Origin of the sequence: Treponema sp. (assembly GCF_045641405.1) — a bacterium.
GTDB lineage: Bacteria > Spirochaetota > Spirochaetia > Treponematales > Treponemataceae > Treponema_D.
The window spans coordinates 20000-41446 of the sequence record NZ_JAZUGX010000063.1 but is presented as its reverse complement, the minus strand read 5'-3'; the positions used below and the strand labels follow the sequence as shown (position 1 = coordinate 41446).

The following is a 21447-nucleotide window of genomic DNA, read 5'->3' as shown; positions in this document are numbered from 1 at the left end:
ATTGTTTATATTATGAAAGAACTAAGGCATAAAGCTTTAGAGGCTCTTATATAGGATTTTTATCAGATGAAAAAGACAGCAATCAGATTTATTGAAGTTTCTGCTTTGGCAGCTTTTGTCCTTGCTGGGACACAGATGTTTGCGGCTCCGAAGGCAGAGGCAAAGAAGGGACCGTCGTTAAAGTATATCTCACCTAACAATGACGGCATCATGGATGAACTGGTGGTTAATTTCAATATCGATGCAAAAGCAAAGAATTCCACCACTGGCATCATTACTGCATGGAATCTTCGTATCTATGACAAGAACGAAAAACTTGTTCGCACAATCGGAAACAAGATAAAGTTTCCTGAAGAAATCAATGCAAAATCAATCGGTAAACAGCTTTTGAAATCAAAGGAAAGTGTTGAGATTCCTCCTAGCGTAAGTTGGAATGGCTATCTAGATGATGGTTCACTTGCAGAAGACGGAACATATTACTATTCAATCTGGACACGCAAGGGCAACAATCAGGAAACAGAGACAAAAAAGGCAACTGTAATCGTTGATAATACTCCACCTGCTATTGAACTTGCCAAGCTTTCTGGGGATGAGAAAAACTTTGGAGAAGGTGTTAAAGCTGTTCTTCCTGTCAATCAATCAGGTTCAGTCGAGGAGCTTTGGACAGCAAAGATTACAGATTTGAATGGAAAGACTGTAAAATCATACAAATGGGAAAAGGCAGCTCCTGATAAGATTGTATGGAACGGAACTGATGACAATAAGGCAATCGTTCCTGATGGTGTTTATCAGTATGAAATCACATCTACTGACCTTGCTGGCAATACTTCTGAAAAGGCAGTGATTTCAAACATCATCTTCTCTGCGGAAAAACCTGAAGTTTCGATTTCAATTGCGGGAAACACATTGGATTCGAGGTTTTTTGCTCCTGCTCCAAAAGGTGAAGTCGCAAAGGATCGCAAGACTGTAAATTTTGATGTTTCAATTCCATCGCCAAAGGCAAGTGTCAATTCTCTTGTTGCATGGAAAATTGATATCGTTGGAAAATCTGACGACAATGTTCTGTATTCAGTATCTGGAAACAACAGCAAGGCACCAGAAAAGCTTGTCTTTGACGGCAAAGGAAGCAACGGTGTGGTTCTTGCAGAAGGAGAATACCGAGCCAAGGTTACTGCACGTTATCTCAATGGTTATGAGCCTAAGGCTGTATATTCTCCAGTATTCGTTCTTGATAATGAAGCTCCTAATGCAGTTGTAAATCTTCCTGCAAACACGGTCTTCAATGGTCAGAATCTATTTGAGATCGTTCAGCAGGCAACTACAGAAGGTTCTTACACAGGTCCTAAGAACTGGGTAGGTAAGATCATAGATAAGGACGGAAAGGTAGCAAGACAGTATAACTTCGGTTCGATTCTTCCTGCAAAAGTTGAATGGAATGGACTTGGTGAAAATGGACAGTTTAATGACAATACATACAAATATGTTCTTGAAGTAACAGAGCTTGCTGGAAACAAGAGGACAATTTCAACTGCCGTCTTTACGCTTGATACAAGCAAGACGGAACTTGCCCTTTCTGTAGCACCAAAGGCATTTTCTTTGAATGCAGAAAGCAAGGTTCAGAGCGTGGCTATCAGTCCTGTTGTAAATGCTTCAAGCGGAATCAAATCATATGAGGTTACAGTAGCTTCAAAGGGTGCTGTGGTTAAAAAGTTTACAGGCAGCGGAAAAGTTCCTTCGTCAATCAAATGGGATGGGCTTTCGGATAGCGGAACAAGATGTTCTGACGGTGAGTATGTTGCAAAGATTACTACTGTTGCAAATAGCGGAACAGAGGCGACTGCAGAATCTGGAAAATTTATCCTTGATTCAACTAAGCCTGAAGTTGAGGTGTCTGTTCCTTATTTAGCATTCTCTCCTGAAGAGACAAGCACTAAAAAAGTTCTTCCTGTAAAGGTCGCAAAGTCTTCTGTGGAGGATTTGTGGACTGCGGAAATTACAGATGGAAAGGGCAAGGCTGTCAGAACCTTGAAGTTTGAGAATTCAAAGGTTTCAGATTTTGCATGGGACGGAACCGATGACAACGGAAACAAGGTTGCCAATGGATATTATGCTCTTGCGATTTCTTCTGTTGATGCCGCTGGAAATAAGGGGGAGACTGTAATCCATGAAATCAATCTTGATGCAAGACCAGTATCTGCTTACGTCACTGCGGAATACAAGGGAATTTCTCCTAATGGTGATAATGTTCTTGATGTTCAGAAATTTGATATCAAGACATCACTCAAGGAAGGTATTGCATCATGGAAGTTTGATGTTGTAAATGAAAAAGGAATAAGCGTTAAGCAGTTCTCTGAAAAAGATCAGAAGAATCTTCCAGCTGTAATCAACTGGGCTGGTGATACAAATGACGAAACACTTGCAGAAGGAATTTTCAAGGGCAAGCTTCACATTGAATATGCAAAGGGAAACATTGTTGATGCAGAAACTTCAATGTTCATCTGCACTTCAAAGGCTCCAGAACTTGCCGTAAGAACAGCTCCTGCATATTTTAGTCCTGATAACGATGGCAATGATGACGATCTCTTTATCCAGCTTAAGTGCAAGGCTGTTGCTGGACTTAAGAACTGGTCATTTACTATTTACAATCCTATAAAGGACGAAAAGAAGCCTTTGAGCCCATTCTGGAAAACTGCAGGTAAGACTGTAATGACAGAACGCCTTGTTTGGGATGGTCGCGGAAACAACGGTGAAATCGTTCAGTCTGCAGAAGACTACCCATATATCCTTGAAGCCTATGATGAACTTGGAATGCATTCTACTTTCAAGGGGGTAATCAATGTCGATGTTCTTATCATTCAGGATGGTGATAAGCTTAAGATGCAGATTCCTTCCATCATATTCCGTGCAAATGCTGCAGACTTCGGTGTTCAGAAGCTTGACGCAAAAGGCAATGTAAAGGAGAAGGGAATTACACAGGCACAGGCAGACAACAATCAGCGTATCCTTAAGCGTGTGGCAGAAATCCTCAACAAATTCAAGGATTATAAGGTAACTGTTGTTGGTCATGCAAACCGCGTAACAGACAATGCCGATGAAGAGACAAAGGAACTTATTCCACTTTCTACAGAACGCGCAGAATATGTTAAGAATCAGCTCATTGCTCTTAAGGTTAAGGATGGTGAAAAGAGACTTTCATCTGAGGGTAAGGGTGGTACTGAACCTGTTGCAGACCGCAAGAACAGCGATGTCAACTGGAAGAACCGCCGCGTAGAATTCATTCTTCAGAAGTAGGATTAAAAATCGACATTCTGTAGATTTTAATCGAGAGTTATGCCATGCAAAACTCTCGTGCGATGTTGCTGAATTTATGACGCGCCATCCTTGGTGCTGCCAACAAGAAGCCCCTTCGGATTTCCGAAGGGGCTTCTTGTTGGGTGTAAGATAGACTAGATAAGCTTTGTGTAATTTAGCAGATCTTTATGCAATTGCCGTTGGAAAAACATACACGAAATGAGAATCATTTCATGCTGCAAAAGTTAAGTCAGGTACTGGTATCAAAACTAGCAGCACAGTTTTTGCAGCTGGTCTACAAGTTCCTTAAATGTATCAAGGGCAGCTTGAACTGGCTCTGGGCTTTCCATATCTACTCCTGCAACTCTGAGGGCTTCAATTGGATAACGGCTTCCACCGCTCTTAAGGAACTTGAAGTAATCTTCCCTTTCCTTTTCTCCGCCTTCAGTTACACGCTTTGCAAGTGCAAGTGATGCCGAAATTCCAGTAGCATACTTGTAAACATAGAATGCGCTGTAAAAATGTGGAATTCGTAATCCTTCCATATCACTTGATTTTTCAAATTTCATTTCAGGGCCAAAGTACATTTCGAGGAGGTCGCGATAGATCTTTCGTATTCCATCTGTGCTTAAAGGAGTTCCGTTTTCAACTGATTCGTGGCACTTGAGCTCAAATTCTGCAAACATTGTCTGACGGTGAAGGGTTGCAAGGATATCGTTGGCACGCATTGCGAGAAGATATTTCTTCATCTCATCATCTTTTGCGTTCTTGAGCATGTACTGGAATACAAGTTCCTCGTTGAAGGTCGAGGCAACTTCTGCTTCAAAGATCGTATAGTCATAGCAGCTGAAAGGATTGTTGTGGACGCTGTACCATGAATGCATGCTGTGTCCACCTTCGTGCGCCATGGTATAGACATCACGCAGCGTGTTGTCATCGTAGTTCAAAAGAATGTAAGGGTATCCTTCGTAGCATCCGCTTGAGAATGCACCGGAATGTTTTCCCTTGTTTTCGTAGCGGTCACACCAACCGCCCAAAAGACCACCACAAAGTGTGTCCGTGTATTCCTTTCCAAGAACGGCAAGGGCATTGCGGCAGATTTCTACTGATTCCTCGTATGTAACATGGGATTTTACCGTTTTTACAAGCGGAACATAGACATCCCAGTGGCGGAGTTCATCTACTCCAAGAATTTTTTTGCGAAGTGAGTAGAAGCGGTGAAGGTCTGGAAGATTCTTGTGGACTGTCTCAATCAAGTTGCGGTAAACGCTTTCTGGCACTTTGTCTCCGTAGAGTGCGGAATCCAAAGATGATTTGTAACCGCGTGCACGGGCTATGAAAATGTCGTTGTTGACTGAACCTGCGTAAAGCGAGGCTAGGGTGTTTGCGTGCTTTTCAAAGACATCGTAGAACTTTGTGTAGGCTTCCTGACGGACACTGCGGTCCTGGCTTTCAAGGAAGTTGCTCCATGTGCTGTGAGTAAGGGGCTTTTCCTTTCCATCTTCTGTTACACTTCCAAAGTCCATGTCTACATCATTGAGAAGGCTGAATACATTTGATGCAGTCTGTCCGCTTTCGCTCTGAAGAGCCATGAGGCGTTCTTCTTTTTCTGAAAGAATATGAGGTTTTGCGTGAAGAGATTTTTTGATGCTGATTTTGTAATCTGCAAATTCAGGAAGTTCACACCAGGCGTTGATTTTGTCATCTTCTGTCGAAAGAAGTTCTGGTGTAAAGAAACTGCACTGGGATGACATGTTCGTATATGCCATCATTACCTTGTTGTAGCGCTCTTGGTTTGCGCTTTCACTCTGGTCTGCTTCGTTCATGAGGCTTGCGTAGTGGTATACTTTTTCTACAAGAAGTCCAAGCTCATCATCGGCCTTGAGTGCTGCAAGAAGTGTGTCGCTTGAAGTTCCAAGTTTGCCCTTGAAGGAAACCAGTTTTTCTGTAAAGGATGGAATGCGCGCAAGGTCTGCTTCCCAGTCCGATTCTGTTTTATAAAGTTTTGTCAGGTCCCATTTGTGTTCCGCAGGGACGTCTTTTCTCAATGGAATTGTTTCGTTATTCATGGCTATAAATATAGTAAAAAAAAGACATGTTGTCACGAAATTGCAAGTACTAAAGGGGACAGACCCCGATGTAAAAAGAAGAAATAAATGAACAGAAGGATAAAAAAGATAATAAGGGGACAGATCCTCAATTTCTGAGTTTTTTTATTATAACTGTCGGTTTTTTAAATTTTTTTGAAAATAAATATAAGTAAGAGATTATAATGTCAAGAAAACCTAGAGTGTATGGAACTTCCGGTTTCTATCATGTGATTTTGCGCGGAAACAACAAGCAGAATCTGTTTAATGATGTTGAAGACAGGAAGTTCTTCCTTGAAAAATTAAAGAAATACTCCAACGAACTTGGGATAAAAGTATATGCTTTTTGCCTGATGAATAATCATGTTCACGTTTTGATTGGAAATGCAAATGAAAATATGAGTCTAATGGTTCAAAAAATTGCAAATAGCTACGTTTATTATTTCAATAGAAAGTACGAGCGTTCTGGGCATCTTTTTCAGGGACGATTTAAAAGTGAACCAGTTCTTGATGATGAATACTTTAAAACAGTCTATCGATACATACTTCAAAATAGTGAAAAAGCGGGTCTGGAAACTTTTGATCGATATCGCTGGAATAGTTTTTATGCATTGAAAAACACAAGACGGAGAAGTTTTGTCGATACTGAATATGTAATTACTTTGTTTGGCTCAAGGAAAAAATTGATGAATTTTGTGTATCAGCGGGAAACAATAAATTGCATGGAATATGAAAATATGCTGGTATTTACAGATTGTCGAGTTTTAGAACTAATAAAAAAATTGTTCGGAATATCATCGCCATATAAGCTTGAAAGGCTTCCTATAGATGAACAGAAAGAAAAGTGTAGCGTCTTGAAAAAATTAGGAATCTCAATGTCTCAGATTGCTAGAATAACGGGAATAAGTCGTAAAATAATCAGAATGTCATAAAAAAATCAAGGATTCAGTTCATTTTTTAAAGATAAATGCACTTGGAAATGCATATTGAAGAATATATTGTTTATGAGGGGTCTGTCCCTATTGTTTTATTATTGATTCATAAATGATATTTTTCTAGAATGAAAACATGTTGATTTCTGCCACATTTTCAAAGCCCTCAAAAATTGTTGAAGAAAAATTGGGGAAAGCTTATGTAAAGGTCCGCATTTGGAAAAATCCGTCTCCTTCAGCTGTTTCTTCAAATGTTTATATTTCTGAAAGTTTTACTGAAAAGCAGTCATTTACAAAAAATCTTACTAAAGAAGAAGCTGAAAAGTTTGTGAAAGAAAATGCCGGTAAGACATTCAAAAACTGTGTGGAACGTACTGAGTCCGAGGAGATTACATACCTTTCTAATCGTCGCGGAGAAGTTAGAAAACTTGTAAGAAAACTTTCTGTACCTGTAACTATAAAAACAAGCAAAGAGAAAAACTATATTCTCAAGGAAGGTATTCCTGTTCCTTTCCTTATTGAACTTGGGGTAATGACAAAGGAGGGGAAGATTGTCTCCTCACGATACGATAAATTTCGACAAATCAACCGTTTCCTTGAATTTATAGATGATATTCTTGGTGATGTAAAGAAATTATGCTGTGGAGATGGTGATTTCAATGGGGACAGACCCCTACGCATGGTGGATTTTGGTTCCGGAAAATCCTACCTTACTTTTGCAGCCTATTATTTCCTCTCTGAAATAAAAAAGATCCCCTGTGAAGTGTTCGGATTGGATTTAAAAAAGGATGTAATCGAGCATTGTGCAAATCTTGCCCGCAAATACGGATATTCGAACCTGAACTTTGCTGTAGGGGATATTGCAAAATATTCTGGAGAAACCTTACCAGATATTATTGTGACTCTTCATGCCTGCGATACGGCTACCGACTATGCCTTGAAATATGCTGTTGAACACAATACAAAGGCTATTCTTTCGGTTCCATGCTGTCAGCATGAGATAAACAGCCAGATTGGTAAAAATACGGTGGAAGGAAACAGTCCTCTTGCGATTTTCATGAGACATGGAATTTTACGAGAAAGGTTTGCTGCCCTTGCAACTGATGCAATTCGTGCTGAACTTCTTGAAGAGAATGGGTATGCAGTTCAGCTTATGGAATTCATTGATATGGAAGGAACTCCGAAAAACCTTTTGATTCGTGCCGTAAAGAAGCAGTCATCAAATGGTGCAGTAAAAAAGTCTTCGGCAAAAGATTCCATCCTTAATGCACTTAGTGTAAAACAAACTCTCAACGACATTCTCTAGAGGACATACTTTTCTATGAAATCCCCGACGCCGTCATTGTTGTTGTCCTTTTCAGTGACATAGTTGGCGATTTTCTTTGAGAGTGTGAAATTTATTCTGTAAATTCAGTAGGCTGCAATAAAAAGGATTAATGCGAGTTACTCGCTTGCAGCTGACAGCTACTGTTTATGTTTCGAATATAAAATACGATTTGATTTTTTTCAAGAGTCAAATGATTTAAAGACAACTTGCCCGTAGAAAAGCAGGTTGTCTTTTTTTTATGAGTATTAGTCTGGCAGACGGCCTTCGTACATTATGCACATTTCACCGTAGACTCTGCCCCAGTCCCTGAGAGGTAATGTCCATTTTTTTGTTGCTTCGAATGTTGCCAGGTAAAGAGCCTTTAGCAAAGCCTGATCGCTTGGGAAAACACTTCGCTGGCGATTCAGTTTTCTGTAAGTAGAATTCAGACTTTCGATGGCATTGGTAGTATAAATAACCTTTCTGACATCAGCAGAAAATTTAAATATAGGTGTAATGACATCCCAGTTTACAGTCCAGCTTTTCATTGCATTAGGATATGTTGACGACCATTTTTCTGTAACCCTGTCCCGGGCTTTTGCACCAGCCTTTTCATCAGAGGCATGGTAAATGGTTTTAAGATCTGCAGCGAAAGGCTTGCGGTCTTTGTCGGCAACATACTTCAAAGTGTTTCTGACCTGATGAACGATACAGCGCTGGTATTCAGTTTTAGGAAATGCTGCATTGATTGCTTCCTTGATTCCTGTGAGTCCATCAGCACAGATGACCATAATGTCCTTTACACCGCGATTTTTCAGCTCATTAAGCACGTTAAGCCAGTATTTTGAGCTTTCATTGTCTCCAACCGACAGAGAAAGAACTTCCTTATGGCCGTCGCAGGTAAGTCCAAGAATTACATAGGCTGCAAGCTTACGGATAACTCCGTTGTCCCGAACTGAGTAATGAATGGCGTCAATGTAAATCACCGGATATATTTCTTCCAGCGGACGGTTCTGCCATTCTTCAATTTCAGGAAGGATCTTATCTGTAACATCCGAAATGAATCCTTCTGAAGTTTCAAATCCGTAAATGTCCTGAATGGTATCTGAAATCTGGCGGGTGGTCATCCCTTTTGCATACATCGAGATTATTTTTGAATCAATGTTGTTTATGTTTTTCTGACCTTTTTTTACAACCTGAGGTTCAAAAGTAGAACGGCGGTCCTGAGGAACTTCAATTTCCATCTTGCCGAAACGAGATTTTACAGTTTTTGATTTGTAGCCGTTGCGATAATCGTCACTGTCTGAACGTTCTGATTTTTCGTAACCCAAATGATGATCCATTTCTGCTTCCATCATTTCTTTAATGGTTCCGCCAAGAAGATCTTTGAGAGCTTCCTCAATGTCTTCTGCTGACTGAATGTCATACTCAGACAGAAGGCCTTTTATTATTTCTCGTTTGCCTTCTGTCATTTCCACTTTGTGTGGGGGAATTTTGTCTTTTGCCATAGTTGGCTCCTGTGTTTTATTTTATCACAGTCCTACTATGTTTTGAATTTACAGAAAGATTTTCACAGTCTCATGACAGATGTACCACACGGCGAGAACCGCGGTAAGAATTTGTCCCAAAACCGTAGCAACTGCGGCACCCATCATTCCCCACTTAAATGCAAAAATAAAAATTGGATCCAGAATTATGTTCAGGATTGCACCGCTCACCTGGCTTACCATTGCAAACTCAGGGCTGCCGTCTGCACGAATTACTGCATTCATTGCCTGCCCGAAAATATAAAAAGTCCAGCATCCAGAATTTTCTTGTTCTAACAACTTCATAGAACATTTCAATCCTGTCGATTTCTTCAAAACCTGCTTTTACGTAAAGTTTCATGGCCTTGTCGTTGGTATCAATTACATCAAGATGAATTGCAGCGTCCCCATTTTTTTTGCAGTAATCAAGAACCTCTTTCAAAAAATCTGAACTGGTTCCATGTCTCCAATAATCAGGATGAACACAGAAAGCGTGAATTGAAGAAATCTTTTCGGCAGGAGTTTTGATTTTCCAGTCGATCTGATTATATTCTTCGTTTACAGAATAATTTACAGCACAGGCACCGATGATGTTTTCATTGTCAGAGAAAATTAGCATTTCATTTTTATTAACACATTCAGTGACCCATTCTAAAGACGGATATACTTCCTTATTCCAGCCAAGATTCACTGGTGTTTTTGCTACCCCTGCAACAACTACTTTGTAAAGTGAGAATATATCATTGATTTGTGAGGCGACAGCCTTATGTAATATCATTCTTTTTCAATATATTGTTACTATTTTTTAAGAATTTATAAATTTTTCTTTTCGGAATACATACTTCTCTCTTTATTTTTCTATCCACTTCATCATTTTATTGCGTTTTTCCTGAACTTCAACATAATCAGCAAGAATTGGATTTTCACTTTTACAATTTTTAAGTACCGGAAATAAATCTTTCCATTCTTTGTATTTAAATCCTTTTGAAAGAATATTCTTCTTATCTTCATCAGAAACAATTCTATCAGAAAGGAATATTAACACTTTTTCATATTTTGAATATTCCGATAAACCTGATAAATAATCCAGTTGTTTATCCAGAACCTCGACAGCATTATTTTCTGCCACAGGATTATTAAAAACAACAAAGTATTTTTCATTAATAATTAATCCAGGAACAGAATAATCGTCATCCTGTTGATAAGATAAATAATTTCCAGAAACAACTTTTTTGATTTCTATGTGGTCTCCCAGTAAATTCTGAAGTATTTGTTTAGCACATTGATTCAATTCAGGCTCAACTTCTATATTGCTTTCATCTGCCCACTGCAATAACCACAGAATAAACCAGTCAATTCCACATCCAAGTTTAAAGATATTAGGTCTTAATGTCATATTATCACCTCGTATTCAAAGAACTGATATTAATATAACACTACATCTCCATCATTTAATGATGTACATCTTTAAATTTAGTCATAATAATGTTTTACAGGCGGAACTTTTCCCTCCAGCAATTCGCAAGCAACAAAAACTTCATATCCAAGTTCAATAGAATCTTTGTAGTCAACCTGCCTTAGTTTATGACAATTAAAGAAAGCCCTGTCACCAATCTTTTTTAACGAAGCTGGAAGAATACAGATTTCAAGATTATCACTGCACATTGAATATGGGCCGATAATTTCAAGTTCTTCGGGCAGTTTAATTTCTTTCAATTTGTCACACTTATTAAAACAATTTCGCTTAATTTCTTTTACTTTTCCCGGAATTGTAATGCTCTCCAGATTTGGACAGCTGTTAAAACAATATTCCCCGATTTTCGTAAGAGAATCTGGAAGTCTAATTGATTTCATATTGCAGCCACTAAACGCATAAGGTGCAATTTCAACAACACCCTCTGGAACAATAACTTCTTCTATATCATTATCTGCATAAAGAAGAATTCCAAGATGAGTATTTATCATTAGCCCGTTTTCTTTTTTGTAGACAGGATTTGTCAGCAAAATATCGTCGGTTTCGTGGAAAGTTTCTTTTGTACAGACACGGATATTTTCATGAACGTAAGCTGCTTGAATGTTTCTGCATTCATAAAATGAATACGGAAGAAGAATCTGTGCTTCTTCTGGAAGTTCAAGGGAAGAACTGCTTTCAAAACATATTTCTTGTTCAACTGCATTTCGTATAATGATTTTTGAAAATTCCTTTTCTTTTCGCTTGTATTCTTCTTCAGCAGCAATTCTTTGTTTATCTCTTTCTTCCATTAATTTATCATCTTCTACATTCTGCTTGCGTTCATCGTCTGGAAGCGATTCTAACCATTTTTTATATTCTAATTCTCTTTCTTTTGGTGATTTTAATTTCTGAATCATTTTATTGCCCTACTTCCTTATCTTGATTTTCCACCAGTAATAGCAACGTTGTTTAGGCTTTCATCATTTTTATAATATTCCACCTGACTACAAAGCTTAATTTCTTTTAATGATTGGCAGTCTTTAAATGCTCCCCGCCATATAAGACCAGTATCATGTGTTTCAATTAAATATCCTGGTAATTCTCCTGGTTCTCGTTGATTTTCCCAAATTAATTCTGAAGATTTGCGGGTGTTTGTAAAATTGATTTCCACCGACTTTAATGATTCACAAAATCGAAATGCATCAGCATCAATTCTTACAGGATTACTAAAAGAAATAGATTCAAGAGATTTACAGCATTCAAATGCACCCTCTCTGATTTTTCTTAACGATGAAGGAAAAGTAATTTTTTTCAAATTCACACAATTGATAAAGGCATATTCTCCAATAACTTCAACACCTTCAGGAATTACGATTTCTGTTGTAGAGTCTTTGTCCAGCATGCATTTCTTTATTTCAACCCAGTGGCTTTCAAAATAACACCCGTTATCTATGTCACCACCGGTAGGAATATCAAAAATATAATCATAAGTATTAAAATTCATCTTAGTCCTCTATATTTTTCATCATTAATTTTACGTGTGATTTCCATTCCTCAACAAGTCTAGGTGGGGCAGAAGGTTTAGCATAACCACCTTGAGATAAAACCCATTCTAAAATTGCATTAAATTGATTTGAATGAAAGGTTATGGTAGTTATTTTTCTTTCTTCATCATCTTCCAAAATCTGATCATCCGCCCATATACAGCTTTTTACAAATGGTCGGCCATATCCGTTGAATTCTATTTTATATTCTTCTGATTCACCTTGAACAAAGGCTCCAAATCGCCCGCCGTCCAAATGCTGTTCAAAAGCATAATCTTCTGGTAATTCAAAGCTTCTCGTAGTTACAGCAACACATTTCATTCTTGTAAGATTAAAAATTCTGCAGGCTTTACGTTCTTCTGAATATCCCCACAGAAAACAATTTTTACCATCAAGAAGAATTTGGTAAGGATGTACTACCCTACTCATGCTTTTATTCTGATATTGTCCCTGGTAATCGAACTTTAAAATCAAATTGTTTTCCAAAGCACGGATTATCTTCTCCCAGAGAACTGAATCTATTTTTACTTCAGGCCTAGGTGAAACTGCAATTCGGTCCAGAATAGGATTTTCTGATCTGTATGAACCTTTAGAAATTGCTTCAAGTAATTCCTGTGCATCTTTGTATAAAGGAGTTCCTTTAAAAGATTCCAGCATGATTTTTGCATTCTGCAGATAATGAATATGTTTTTCAGAAATAGTTTTTAAAAGTGGAAAATCATAATCCTGGCTGTAATAATAACCCCGTTTAGAAGCATCATGCGCAATGGGGGCACCGTAAACATCACGAAGATTTGCAATGTCTCTGGTTATTGTGATTTCAGATACATCAAAATATTCTGCGAGTTTACGAGTATTTGGGTATCTTTTTTCTGCAATTTGACAGTGTATTTCTCGTAATCGCTCAAATTGAGGAACTGTAAGAAACAGACTGTCCGCAGTTGAAGTGTGTCGTGCCATTTTTGAACTCTCAATCAATCCCGAAAAACCATCAGATGGGACTGGCTCCTCTGTCTACTGAAACTCCCTGTACAAGCTCAGACAGTAGCATCTGGGGAGGGAGAAAGTTATTATCTTGTTGGGAAATGTTTTTGCCCATTAGGATTTTGATAACAAATATCATTAACTAAATAGAACATTTTTTTATATTGCATTCCACAATATTTACAAGTCAAATTATCCTTATGGTTCCCTTCATATACAACATGTTTATTATTTGAGTTTTTTTCACAATAAGCATGACATAACTCAAATAATGAATTATATTCGTTGCCACATATCTGACAAATATATGGACTAGAATTTTCTCCTTCGAATAATTCATGTTTACCATTTTCAGATTTTTCGCATCTACCAGTCGACAATTCAAATATGTTATCAAATTCTAAAGCACAATTCTTACATACACAGTTTGACATAAATTGACACTCCTTTATTTATTAATAGATTTTAAATATCCCAACAATTTTTCATTCCAAATACTACTGCAATAATTCCATTGTGGATGTCTCATAAAAATTAGAGTTTTTTCATTTTTTGTATAAACTCTAAAAAAACCCTGTTTCGGAATTTTTTCAAAAACTATGGGTGTAAAATCCTCATAATGAATAAACTGTTTTAACAATTCTATACCTGGATTTCCACAACAAAAAACTGTTATATCTGGATTTATCAAGTTATATTGTTCTTCTAGTAAGTCGATATGTTTTTTTGCATATATAAGATATTTTCCATCAGTTTGTCCCTTTCCAGCAAACTTACTTAAATTCATTATTGAAATATGCTTAAATAATTCACTTCGTAGATTTCCTCGTCCATCAATTCTATATTCTCTATCTGCATGCGTTAATTCATTATTTAGTAATATATCAGTCCATTGAGCAACTCTAGCCCATGTTTTCCACCCATTACCGCAAGTTGCTGTCATTTTTGCAAAATCACCAGGAAAAGAATTGTTTGGATCATCAACTTCTTTAAGGATAAACAATATTTTTTTTTCTTCAATATTATTCCAAACATCAGGGGCACAAACACCGTCTTCATAGAGGTAAAAATTGGAATATTCAGATTCTCTATTCCATTTTACCATAATTTTATGATTGTCATCTTTATTAAAATTTCGCAATTTTTACCTCTTATTAAATAACTCCAATAAAACAGGGAGCCGATATAGTAAACTTGCATAAGCCGAGCAGCTCCCCAGTTGGAAACTTCTGTTCCTTGATGTTTTGCCCTTCTCTCAGTCAAGCTTACATCCTTAATATAACATTATACCCCCATCTTTTAATGATGGACATAAAATATTTTTACTTATTATAAATTTCAAATCTGTCTACCAGAAAATCTAATTAAAGTCCTTATAAACATTCGCCAGCTGATAAGTATGACCGTAATGATCAACGAATCGTTTCAAATCATCAAAAGCTATGCTTACGGATGCTGTATTTCGCAATGGATGAATTATAACCTTTTTGCCTTCAAAGTTTTCATCAAACAAAACTTTAACCGAACGCTGGGTATCGAACATAATGCAAAGTGGTGTTACTGAACCTGGTGTGATATTCAGATATTTCATCAGCTCATCAGGATTGCAGAAACTAAGTCTGCCATAACCAAAAGCTGCAGCGATTTTCTTTAAGTCTGCCCTTTTATGCAAATCAAGGCTCACCAAACCATACTTGTTGTTCTTGTCTTTTACGAAAAGGTTTTTTACATCAGTTCCTTCAAGAGTGATTACAACATCTTTGGAATCTTCTTCTGAGAAAATCGCTTTGTGTTCCTGAAGTTCGTATGGAATGTTCAGGTCGGCTAAGATTTGTAAGATTGGTTCCATCTTGCTTTTGTTACATCCTTTACAGTTATTGGATCTACTATTCTTTCATTTAAGAATGTCGCTTAATTTAAAATTTCTGCCTCTTGCTCCAATTTGCAGTTATTTTCAAGCATAAACTGTATAACATCAGAATACTTTGGTGCTAAATTCAGTAGTTTCTGTAGCCTTGATTTATCATTTTCGCTTAATGTTTTCCAATAAGATTTATGATTTTTCAATGTTTCGATATTCATATTAAAGGGAACAAAAACAATTCCTGTTTTTTTTATTAAATGCTCAAGGATATAGAATCCTCCGGCATCAATATCTCCAAAGTGAAAGAAACTGGTTCCTGGATTACAATCATTAACACGCTTAATAAAATCTCGCTTTATGGAATTATGAAAGCCACCAAGATATATTACAAGTTGATTATCGCTCTGAAATTTATGGAAATTAGTTAGATTCTCAATAGTTACAACTTTTGCACCTTGCAAATCCACAGAGACAAGCTGGTTAAGTGTTTTAGTGGACAAGCCAATATCACCGTTGATTTGAGATAAATCAATAGTTTGGCCAAAATTCAAAACACCTTTTCCTTTTACCATAACATAAGTTGGAGTCTTTAGTATATTGTGTTCTTCAAAGACTGTATCTTTATCATCATATTCGCCATATCTATATAATAAAGAACGAACCTGAGATTCTATGGATTCAAGTTTTTTTGAATCATTAAACAGTTTTACAGACAATTCACGAATGAATATTTCATCTTTGTTTTCTAAAACTGCTTTAACGGCGGACAATAAGTTTTTATATTCTTTCACATCTCCATCAAAGAAAACAATACGCTTATTTTTAGAGAGGTTATTTTTTTGTTCAATCAAGTAATCTGATAAAGGTTTATAAATATAAGAATCTAAATCCGCAAAACTATCCCAAATCTTTTGCAAGCTGTTATTAGTTTCAAATTTTGGAGTTCTTTTTATGAATTCATAAACTTCAGAGAGTTTTGAAGGTTCTAACAAAACAGATTTAACTTTTCCGCTTTTCTCCTTTTGTAACTTAACAAATCTCTTTGAGTCCAGATTCGCTAATGCTGCATTTACATCTTTGTAAAATTCATATTCTGAATCATCATCATATTTGGGAAATAATTTAGAAATCTGTACTCTAAACGATTGCTGATTTTTATTCTCACCAATAAAAGTTTTACTTTTCTCGTAAGAATCAAGCAATGCTTTCAAAAGTTTTTGTTCTATCTTATTCGCCATAGTATCTGAAATCCTCTACAAAACTTATCGTATCTTCTCTCATTACAGTAAGAACCGAATCCACATTTTCTTCTATATCCTGAATCTTTGGAGAAGGAGCAACAAGAATTGTCTGGAACTGAAGTTGATTAAAGAACATCATAACACTAGCAATACGTTGTTCATCCATATTGTTAAAGGCTTCATCGAGCATTAATAATCGAACCGAGTTCTTATTCTGATATATGTTGTTAAGAGAAGCTGCCATAATTACATAGAAAGGAACCTGTGCTTCTCCTCCACTATTACTTTTTGCTTTTGCTGAAAGTTTTTGAACAGTACCATTCTTTTTTGTAATTTCAATATCATAATCAAGATAAGTTCGATAATCTGTATATTCACGAACAGCTTGATCACTGGAATCTCCCGCTTTAATTTTTGTAAACAATTCATCAATCTCATCTTTATATTGGCTTTCAAAGTTTCCTGAAAAGAGATTTGAAGTACCTAAATTGTCATCGGCCATAATCATATTGTACAAATTTCGCTTCTGACTATTTGGAGTAAGAATAAATTTATAAGTATCTTCTCCATAATTTATATCTTTAAGTGCTTTTTTGAGGTTATCAAATTCATATCTGGCACTCTCTATAGATTCCTTCATTTTAGAAAGGAATTCATTCTTAAAGATATCTTCGCATTTTTCACGGGATACACGAATTGTTTCTTCTGTTCGTACAATTTCAACATTGTTTAGTTTATCAGACTGAGCTTTGTATTGATCATAACCATCCAAACCAGAATAGAAATCTTTACTGAAGGTAGAATTATAATTGCTCTGCATCTGAATAAGACCAGTATATCCTTTTTCCCCATTCAACAGTTTATTTGCTTTGTTATCATAAACAACTTTTTGTCTGCTGTAGTTAGTCTGAATTTTTTCAATTCCTTCATGTTTCATTGCATCCAAATACTTATCAAAAGCCTCATTATATAATGCAGCATGATAATCTTGGAGAGTTGTCAATTCTACAATCTTGCTTTCAAGTTGTTCATTAATATCGGAAAGCTGCTTTTCAGTATCTTGAATTGAATTATTAAGATTTGTTTCCATTTTAACCAATGAAACTCTTTTCGAATCAAGATTATCAACATTCTTTTCATAAGCTGAAATCTGATTCTGCAGTTCAATAATATCTTGATTTTTAGAAATCTTATCAAATTCATCCCGCTCTTTTTTTAATCGATCACATACTGATTCAAGTTTATTTGGAGAATCCATATTCGACTTAACCATATCAAAATTGACATGCTTATATGAATCTTCTAATTGTTTGTAGGTCTCAATTTGACTTCTTAATTCAGGAAGTTTTTCCAACAAAGCTTTTCTCTGAAGTTTTGCATTTTTTAACTGAACTTCAATGGCATCCTTACCAATATATGGTTTTGAATAAATTTTTGGATCAATTTTACGAGAAACATAGTTCTTATAAACCATACAATCTTTTGTAATTGCAGATGAATAATTTTCAAGGTTCTCCAATTGTTCACAACAAACAACATTTCCTAACACATAATCTGCGTATCGTCTGGCAAATCTGTTTTCTGTAGTTACTAATGAGGCAAGTGAATTATTTTCAGGTTCTGTTTCAGGTAATTTTCTAAAATTGATAATACCCTGGCTGTAACTTCTTTTATTTGCATTATATATCTGCAATGCTCTCGTGTAATACTCAGGCTCCACAATAAGATAGAATCTCTGGGTATTTAAGTAGCCTTCAATAGCATTCGTCCATTGCTTATCTGTAATAGATAAGAGTTCTGCGAAGATATAGACTGGGGAGTCTATACCAGATTCTTCAAATTCTTTTTGAATACAATTCCTAAGTCGCTCTGTTTCTTCAGGGAATTGAATTGATTGTGATTCTAACAGTTCAATCTCATTTTCAAGTTTTGAGATTTGCTCCGAAGTTAGGTCTCTTTCTTTTTTTATTTCGTAGTGGTTTTCTCGAATTGATTCTATTTCTTTGCTTATAAATGCTTCAAGTTTATCAACAATTTCGACTTTTTGGTTTTCATCAGAATTCTGTCCAATGCTTTTTACATCATCTGCAGTAACAGGAATTTCTTTAAGCTTTGCAAATAAATTTAGATAATTATTCAAAAAACGCAAATATTCCGTAAGCTGTTGTTTTCTACTTTCTTCAGCGTTTTTTTCTTCACAAAGTTTATCAATAGAATTCTGGAGTTTTTCAGTTAATTTTCTGTAATCCGAATTCTCAAATGTTTGCTGCAATTGCATTAACTTTGCTCTAACCTGCTTAAGCTGTTCTTCAATATTATTTTTTTCAGAGATTGTGTTCTTAAGTTTTTGATTATCAATTCTTATTTGACTTAATCCATCTTCTCTAGATTTTTCAAGGATGTCCTTATCGACAATTTTCATAAGCATATCATTTACTTCTTTATTATGCTCATTTTCTTCAATATCACTGAATCGCTTTAAGATTTCACCTAAGGCATCTCTTTCCTGTTTTGCCTTTTTTAGAGTCTGTTCAAATTCATTCAGAACATCTATACTTTCTCGTAATGACTGAACATCAATATTTTTTTCCGTTAAAACATATCTATTAATAAAATCTTTTACATTATCAACAGGTCTGAATGCGAGAGCTTTCAATATTACTTCAAAAAACTTATCTTCCAAGTTTCCTAATCTATGACGTAGGTTATCTTTATATTCATTTACAGTCTTTATGAACTTTACTTTCTCCCCTTTATTTCTGAATTCCTCAGCCATTGAAGGCTTATTTTCTTCTGTCAGAAAAGAAAAGTCTTCCAGCTGTCCATTTTCAATGTACCATCGCTTTACTGGGGTTTCGTTTTCATTTCCGGAAGTAATATGAACACCGATTACAAACCAGCGGTTTTCTTTCTCTTCATAAAACTCTAATGCAATATTACTTATGACATTACCTTCTCTAAGATATGTCTTCTCTGTTGTATCTATTTTGCATCTTACATAACTTTTCAAATCACGATCTGAATTTTCATTTGCAGCCTTATTGAATTTTGTCGAGTTTCCAGTAAGAACCATTTGAATTGCATCTAACACAGTTGATTTTCCGGCTGCATTTTCACCACTAATCAAAACTGATCCCTGGTTTATAGGAAAAGTTTCATATCCAAAATACATCCAGTTTAAAAGTCTTACTCTATTCAGTTTCTTCGTCTGTATCTGCATCGTCTTCTCCTCCTTCATATTCAGTAAGTCTGTCTTTTACACTTTCATATAAGTGTGTAATTCCTTCATTCGGTATTGCAATCATAATCGAAGGATATATTTCAATTCTTGTATCACCCTGAGTAATGTCAGCGGACAAATTTTTTATCAGATTGTATCTCTTAAATAAAGCAATAATCTGGCGTTCAGAATTTTTATCAAGTTTTTGTTTGTTTTTAAGTTTCAGCACATTATATTTATCGCGTATTTCTTGAATTGTAACTGTGACATTATCTCCATTTGTTGAAAGATCATTTCTCTTTTCTAAATAAAGTAATTTCAGAATCAGAAACATAATACTTTCAAACTTTGTAAACTGAAGTCGTCCTGTACCATTTCTATTTAAAATTGAAATAAGCCCAATATCTTCATCAATTCTTATGTCATAGCCCAAAAGATCAAATACCAATGCAAACTGATCTCTGTTATCTTTGATAAAAATGTAATCTAATCGAGTATCTTCTTTTTTCTTAAGAATAAAACAGTGATTTAAAAGATTGTTAGCTGCTTTGGAAAACTTTTCCTTTTGGGAATTTGAGCTACCAATAATCTCAAGTTTTTCAAACATTCTTTTCACCTCCGTTCTTCTTTATTATTTCAAAATCAGTGAATTCACATTTTTCGGTCTTTATTCGCTGACCTGTTTTCTTTACTTTATATATCTTAGACTCTATCGCAAATAACCTTATATAAATCAAGGTCTCAAAATCTTTTCGACTATTTACAGGAATTTCAGAGGCCATTATAAGTTGTCGAAGACCTAATCTTTCCATTACAAATGCCTCAATTTTTTTTCTGTATATTCGAGCCATTTGTTTATCCTGAAGAAGTTTCTTTTTTAATTCTTTTTCTTCTTCAGTTAAAGTTTCAGCAACATTTATGCTTGCAACTTCTTCGTATGTTTTCTTTTCTGGGATTTTTTTTATGGATTCTTCTGAAACAAATTTCTGTACAAAAACATTGAACAAGTCCTCAGGAGCAGTTTCGTCCTCGTCAGAATATTCAGTAAGATACCTTAAGATTGCATTAATTTTGCCTTCCTGGTTAGTTCCTGAGGCAAGTTCGAATTTTGCTCTGGATGCCGCGTTTTTCATATAATGATTATTTTTGCGGTCTATATCTTCAATAATTTTATCAAGGTTTTCAAAAGCAGATTTTACATCAATAATCATTTCAATGATCTTATCTTGGGCAATATCTGGATCAGTTTCCTGTTCAATTTCCATATATCCATCAACAAGATCCTTTAGGATTGATGGTTCAGAAAGCATCCTATCCAAATTTATTTTGATAGACTGCCTGAATTTACCAACATTTTCACTGGTCTTTAATCTATAAAGTGATTTTGAAACAATCTCAGCATTATAATCAGCAAATAATTTCAAAACATCTGATAATTCTTTATTTTTTGTCTGTTTATCGATGTGTTTCTTGATAGAAATATTCAATCTTTTTAGACTGGAAACCAATTGTTCTGTATTGTTTACAACGTTTTTAAGAATAAACTGATAAGGTTTTGAATAAAGATCTTCATTTTGAAGAACCGCGTGAATCTGAGAAATAAGTCCTTGGTATTCTGTTTCTTCATTGCGGATAACATCATTCATTGTTCGTATGAATGGAACAGCATGTTCTGTTAGGACTACATTTTGTAGATAATTTTTCTCTTCTTCAAAATCAAGCCAACCACAATCTTTTAAGTAATTTATGGTTTTCTGAGCTTTTGTACGTGAATCTTTTTCAAAACTGGAATCATCATCAAAGCTGATATCATCAGTACGAGTATTAAAATATTCTACCAAGGTAGAAACAACAGATTCTCTGTCTACACCATATGAAATTTCTGATTTATAGGAATTGTAAATCTCTAAGAGACAATCTGCATATTGGTCTTTATATTTACTATTGAGAGGTTTAAAAAAATCTGCTGGTATAACTGAAAATAGATTTTTCATATGAT

At 35.6% G+C, this 21447-nt stretch carries 18 protein-coding genes; 3 read left to right on the top strand and 15 right to left on the bottom strand.

The window, feature by feature from the left end; genetic code table 11:
• Positions 1 to 66 precede the first annotated feature (66 nt).
• Positions 67 to 3291, top strand: a complete 3225-nt coding sequence (locus ACKI39_RS09820) for a FlgD immunoglobulin-like domain containing protein (protein ID WP_407400039.1) — start codon at positions 67 to 69, stop codon at positions 3289 to 3291.
• 269 nt (positions 3292 to 3560) lie between these two features.
• Here ACKI39_RS09820 and pepF read toward each other — a convergent pair whose 3' ends face one another.
• Positions 3561 to 5360, bottom strand: coding sequence for an oligoendopeptidase F (gene pepF, locus ACKI39_RS09815; RefSeq protein ID WP_407400037.1), 1800 nt, complete (start codon positions 5358 to 5360; stop codon positions 3561 to 3563).
• 203 nt (positions 5361 to 5563) lie between these two features.
• Here pepF and ACKI39_RS09810 point away from each other — a divergent pair, with 203 nt between their 5' ends.
• Positions 5564 to 6310: a transposase gene (locus ACKI39_RS09810; RefSeq protein WP_407400035.1), complete on the top strand. Its 747-nt coding sequence runs from the start codon at positions 5564 to 5566 to the stop codon at positions 6308 to 6310.
• A 136-nt stretch (positions 6311 to 6446) separates the two neighbouring features.
• Positions 6447 to 7616, top strand: coding sequence for a class I SAM-dependent methyltransferase (locus tag ACKI39_RS09805; RefSeq protein WP_407400033.1), 1170 nt, complete (start codon positions 6447 to 6449; stop codon positions 7614 to 7616).
• A 266-nt stretch (positions 7617 to 7882) separates the two neighbouring features.
• Here ACKI39_RS09805 and ACKI39_RS09800 read toward each other — a convergent pair whose 3' ends face one another.
• The 14 genes from ACKI39_RS09800 to ACKI39_RS09735 form a co-directional block, all read right to left on the bottom strand.
• Positions 7883 to 9088, bottom strand: a complete 1206-nt coding sequence (locus ACKI39_RS09800; protein ID WP_407400193.1) for an IS256 family transposase — start codon at positions 9086 to 9088, stop codon at positions 7883 to 7885.
• Positions 9089 to 9172: 84 nt separating this feature from the next.
• The gene (locus tag ACKI39_RS09795; RefSeq protein ID WP_407400031.1) at positions 9173 to 9388 is read right to left on the bottom strand and encodes a polysaccharide biosynthesis C-terminal domain-containing protein; all 216 of its coding nucleotides are present in this window, start codon (positions 9386 to 9388) and stop codon (positions 9173 to 9175) included.
• Positions 9354 to 9920: a GNAT family N-acetyltransferase gene (locus ACKI39_RS09790; RefSeq protein ID WP_407400029.1), complete on the bottom strand. Its 567-nt coding sequence runs from the start codon at positions 9918 to 9920 to the stop codon at positions 9354 to 9356. The genes ACKI39_RS09795 and ACKI39_RS09790 overlap by 35 nt, the downstream gene beginning before the upstream one ends.
• 72 nt (positions 9921 to 9992) lie before the next feature.
• Positions 9993 to 10538, bottom strand: coding sequence for a hypothetical protein (locus ACKI39_RS09785; RefSeq protein WP_407400027.1), 546 nt, complete (start codon positions 10536 to 10538; stop codon positions 9993 to 9995).
• A 77-nt stretch (positions 10539 to 10615) separates the two neighbouring features.
• Positions 10616 to 11512 carry a leucine-rich repeat domain-containing protein gene (locus ACKI39_RS09780; protein WP_407400025.1) on the bottom strand — a complete coding sequence of 299 codons (897 nt, stop codon included), beginning with the start codon at positions 11510 to 11512 and terminating at the stop codon, positions 10616 to 10618.
• A 17-nt stretch (positions 11513 to 11529) separates the two neighbouring features.
• Positions 11530 to 12099 (bottom strand): leucine-rich repeat domain-containing protein, encoded by a 570-nt coding sequence (locus ACKI39_RS09775; RefSeq protein WP_407400023.1) that lies wholly within the window; start codon positions 12097 to 12099, stop codon positions 11530 to 11532.
• A gap of 1 nt (position 12100) precedes the next feature.
• Positions 12101 to 13099: a helix-turn-helix transcriptional regulator gene (locus ACKI39_RS09770; RefSeq protein WP_407400021.1), complete on the bottom strand. Its 999-nt coding sequence runs from the start codon at positions 13097 to 13099 to the stop codon at positions 12101 to 12103.
• 110 nt (positions 13100 to 13209) lie between these two features.
• On the bottom strand, positions 13210 to 13557 hold the full coding sequence (locus ACKI39_RS09765) for a hypothetical protein (protein ID WP_407400020.1): 348 nt from the start codon (positions 13555 to 13557) through the stop codon (positions 13210 to 13212).
• A 14-nt stretch (positions 13558 to 13571) separates the two neighbouring features.
• Positions 13572 to 14228, bottom strand: coding sequence for a hypothetical protein (locus tag ACKI39_RS09760; RefSeq protein WP_407400018.1), 657 nt, complete (start codon positions 14226 to 14228; stop codon positions 13572 to 13574).
• 255 nt (positions 14229 to 14483) lie between these two features.
• Positions 14484 to 14972, bottom strand: coding sequence for a prolyl-tRNA synthetase associated domain-containing protein (locus ACKI39_RS09755; protein ID WP_407400016.1), 489 nt, complete (start codon positions 14970 to 14972; stop codon positions 14484 to 14486).
• A 62-nt stretch (positions 14973 to 15034) separates the two neighbouring features.
• A complete protein-coding gene (locus tag ACKI39_RS09750) occupies positions 15035 to 16225 on the bottom strand; it encodes a Wadjet anti-phage system protein JetD domain-containing protein (protein WP_407400014.1) in 1191 nt (396 codons plus the stop codon).
• Entirely contained in the window at positions 16215 to 19448 is a 3234-nt protein-coding gene (locus tag ACKI39_RS09745; protein WP_407400012.1) for an ATP-binding protein, read from the bottom strand. The genes ACKI39_RS09750 and ACKI39_RS09745 overlap by 11 nt, the downstream gene beginning before the upstream one ends.
• Entirely contained in the window at positions 19420 to 20055 is a 636-nt protein-coding gene (locus ACKI39_RS09740; protein ID WP_407400010.1) for a DUF4194 domain-containing protein, read from the bottom strand. Before ACKI39_RS09740 ends, ACKI39_RS09745 begins: the two co-directional genes overlap by 29 nt.
• Positions 20048 to 21442 (bottom strand): Wadjet anti-phage system protein JetA family protein, encoded by a 1395-nt coding sequence (locus ACKI39_RS09735; protein ID WP_407400008.1) that lies wholly within the window; start codon positions 21440 to 21442, stop codon positions 20048 to 20050. The genes ACKI39_RS09740 and ACKI39_RS09735 overlap by 8 nt, the downstream gene beginning before the upstream one ends.
• Positions 21443 to 21447 lie beyond the last annotated feature (5 nt).

What these genes read in the sequence shown, in the direction of transcription:
- ACKI39_RS09820 (WP_407400039.1), top strand. Translation starts at nt 67, where the DNA reads ATGAAAAAGACAGCAATCAGATTTATTGAAGTTTCTGCTTTGGCAGCT.
- pepF (WP_407400037.1), bottom strand. Translation starts at nt 5,360, where the DNA reads ATGAATAACGAAACAATTCCATTGAGAAAAGACGTCCCTGCGGAACAC.
- ACKI39_RS09810 (WP_407400035.1), top strand. Translation starts at nt 5,564, where the DNA reads ATGTCAAGAAAACCTAGAGTGTATGGAACTTCCGGTTTCTATCATGTG.
- ACKI39_RS09805 (WP_407400033.1), top strand. Translation starts at nt 6,447, where the DNA reads ATGTTGATTTCTGCCACATTTTCAAAGCCCTCAAAAATTGTTGAAGAA.
- ACKI39_RS09800 (WP_407400193.1), bottom strand. Translation starts at nt 9,088, where the DNA reads ATGACAGAAGGCAAACGAGAAATAATAAAAGGCCTTCTGTCTGAGTAT.
- ACKI39_RS09795 (WP_407400031.1), bottom strand. Translation starts at nt 9,388, where the DNA reads ATGAATGCAGTAATTCGTGCAGACGGCAGCCCTGAGTTTGCAATGGTA.
- ACKI39_RS09790 (WP_407400029.1), bottom strand. Translation starts at nt 9,920, where the DNA reads ATGATATTACATAAGGCTGTCGCCTCACAAATCAATGATATATTCTCA.
- ACKI39_RS09785 (WP_407400027.1), bottom strand. Translation starts at nt 10,538, where the DNA reads ATGACATTAAGACCTAATATCTTTAAACTTGGATGTGGAATTGACTGG.
- ACKI39_RS09780 (WP_407400025.1), bottom strand. Translation starts at nt 11,512, where the DNA reads ATGATTCAGAAATTAAAATCACCAAAAGAAAGAGAATTAGAATATAAA.
- ACKI39_RS09775 (WP_407400023.1), bottom strand. Translation starts at nt 12,099, where the DNA reads ATGAATTTTAATACTTATGATTATATTTTTGATATTCCTACCGGTGGT.
- ACKI39_RS09770 (WP_407400021.1), bottom strand. Translation starts at nt 13,099, where the DNA reads ATGGCACGACACACTTCAACTGCGGACAGTCTGTTTCTTACAGTTCCT.
- ACKI39_RS09765 (WP_407400020.1), bottom strand. Translation starts at nt 13,557, where the DNA reads ATGTCAAACTGTGTATGTAAGAATTGTGCTTTAGAATTTGATAACATA.
- ACKI39_RS09760 (WP_407400018.1), bottom strand. Translation starts at nt 14,228, where the DNA reads ATGGTAAAATGGAATAGAGAATCTGAATATTCCAATTTTTACCTCTAT.
- ACKI39_RS09755 (WP_407400016.1), bottom strand. Translation starts at nt 14,972, where the DNA reads ATGGAACCAATCTTACAAATCTTAGCCGACCTGAACATTCCATACGAA.
- ACKI39_RS09750 (WP_407400014.1), bottom strand. Translation starts at nt 16,225, where the DNA reads ATGGCGAATAAGATAGAACAAAAACTTTTGAAAGCATTGCTTGATTCT.
- ACKI39_RS09745 (WP_407400012.1), bottom strand. Translation starts at nt 19,448, where the DNA reads ATGCAGATACAGACGAAGAAACTGAATAGAGTAAGACTTTTAAACTGG.
- ACKI39_RS09740 (WP_407400010.1), bottom strand. Translation starts at nt 20,055, where the DNA reads ATGTTTGAAAAACTTGAGATTATTGGTAGCTCAAATTCCCAAAAGGAA.
- ACKI39_RS09735 (WP_407400008.1), bottom strand. Translation starts at nt 21,442, where the DNA reads ATGAAAAATCTATTTTCAGTTATACCAGCAGATTTTTTTAAACCTCTC.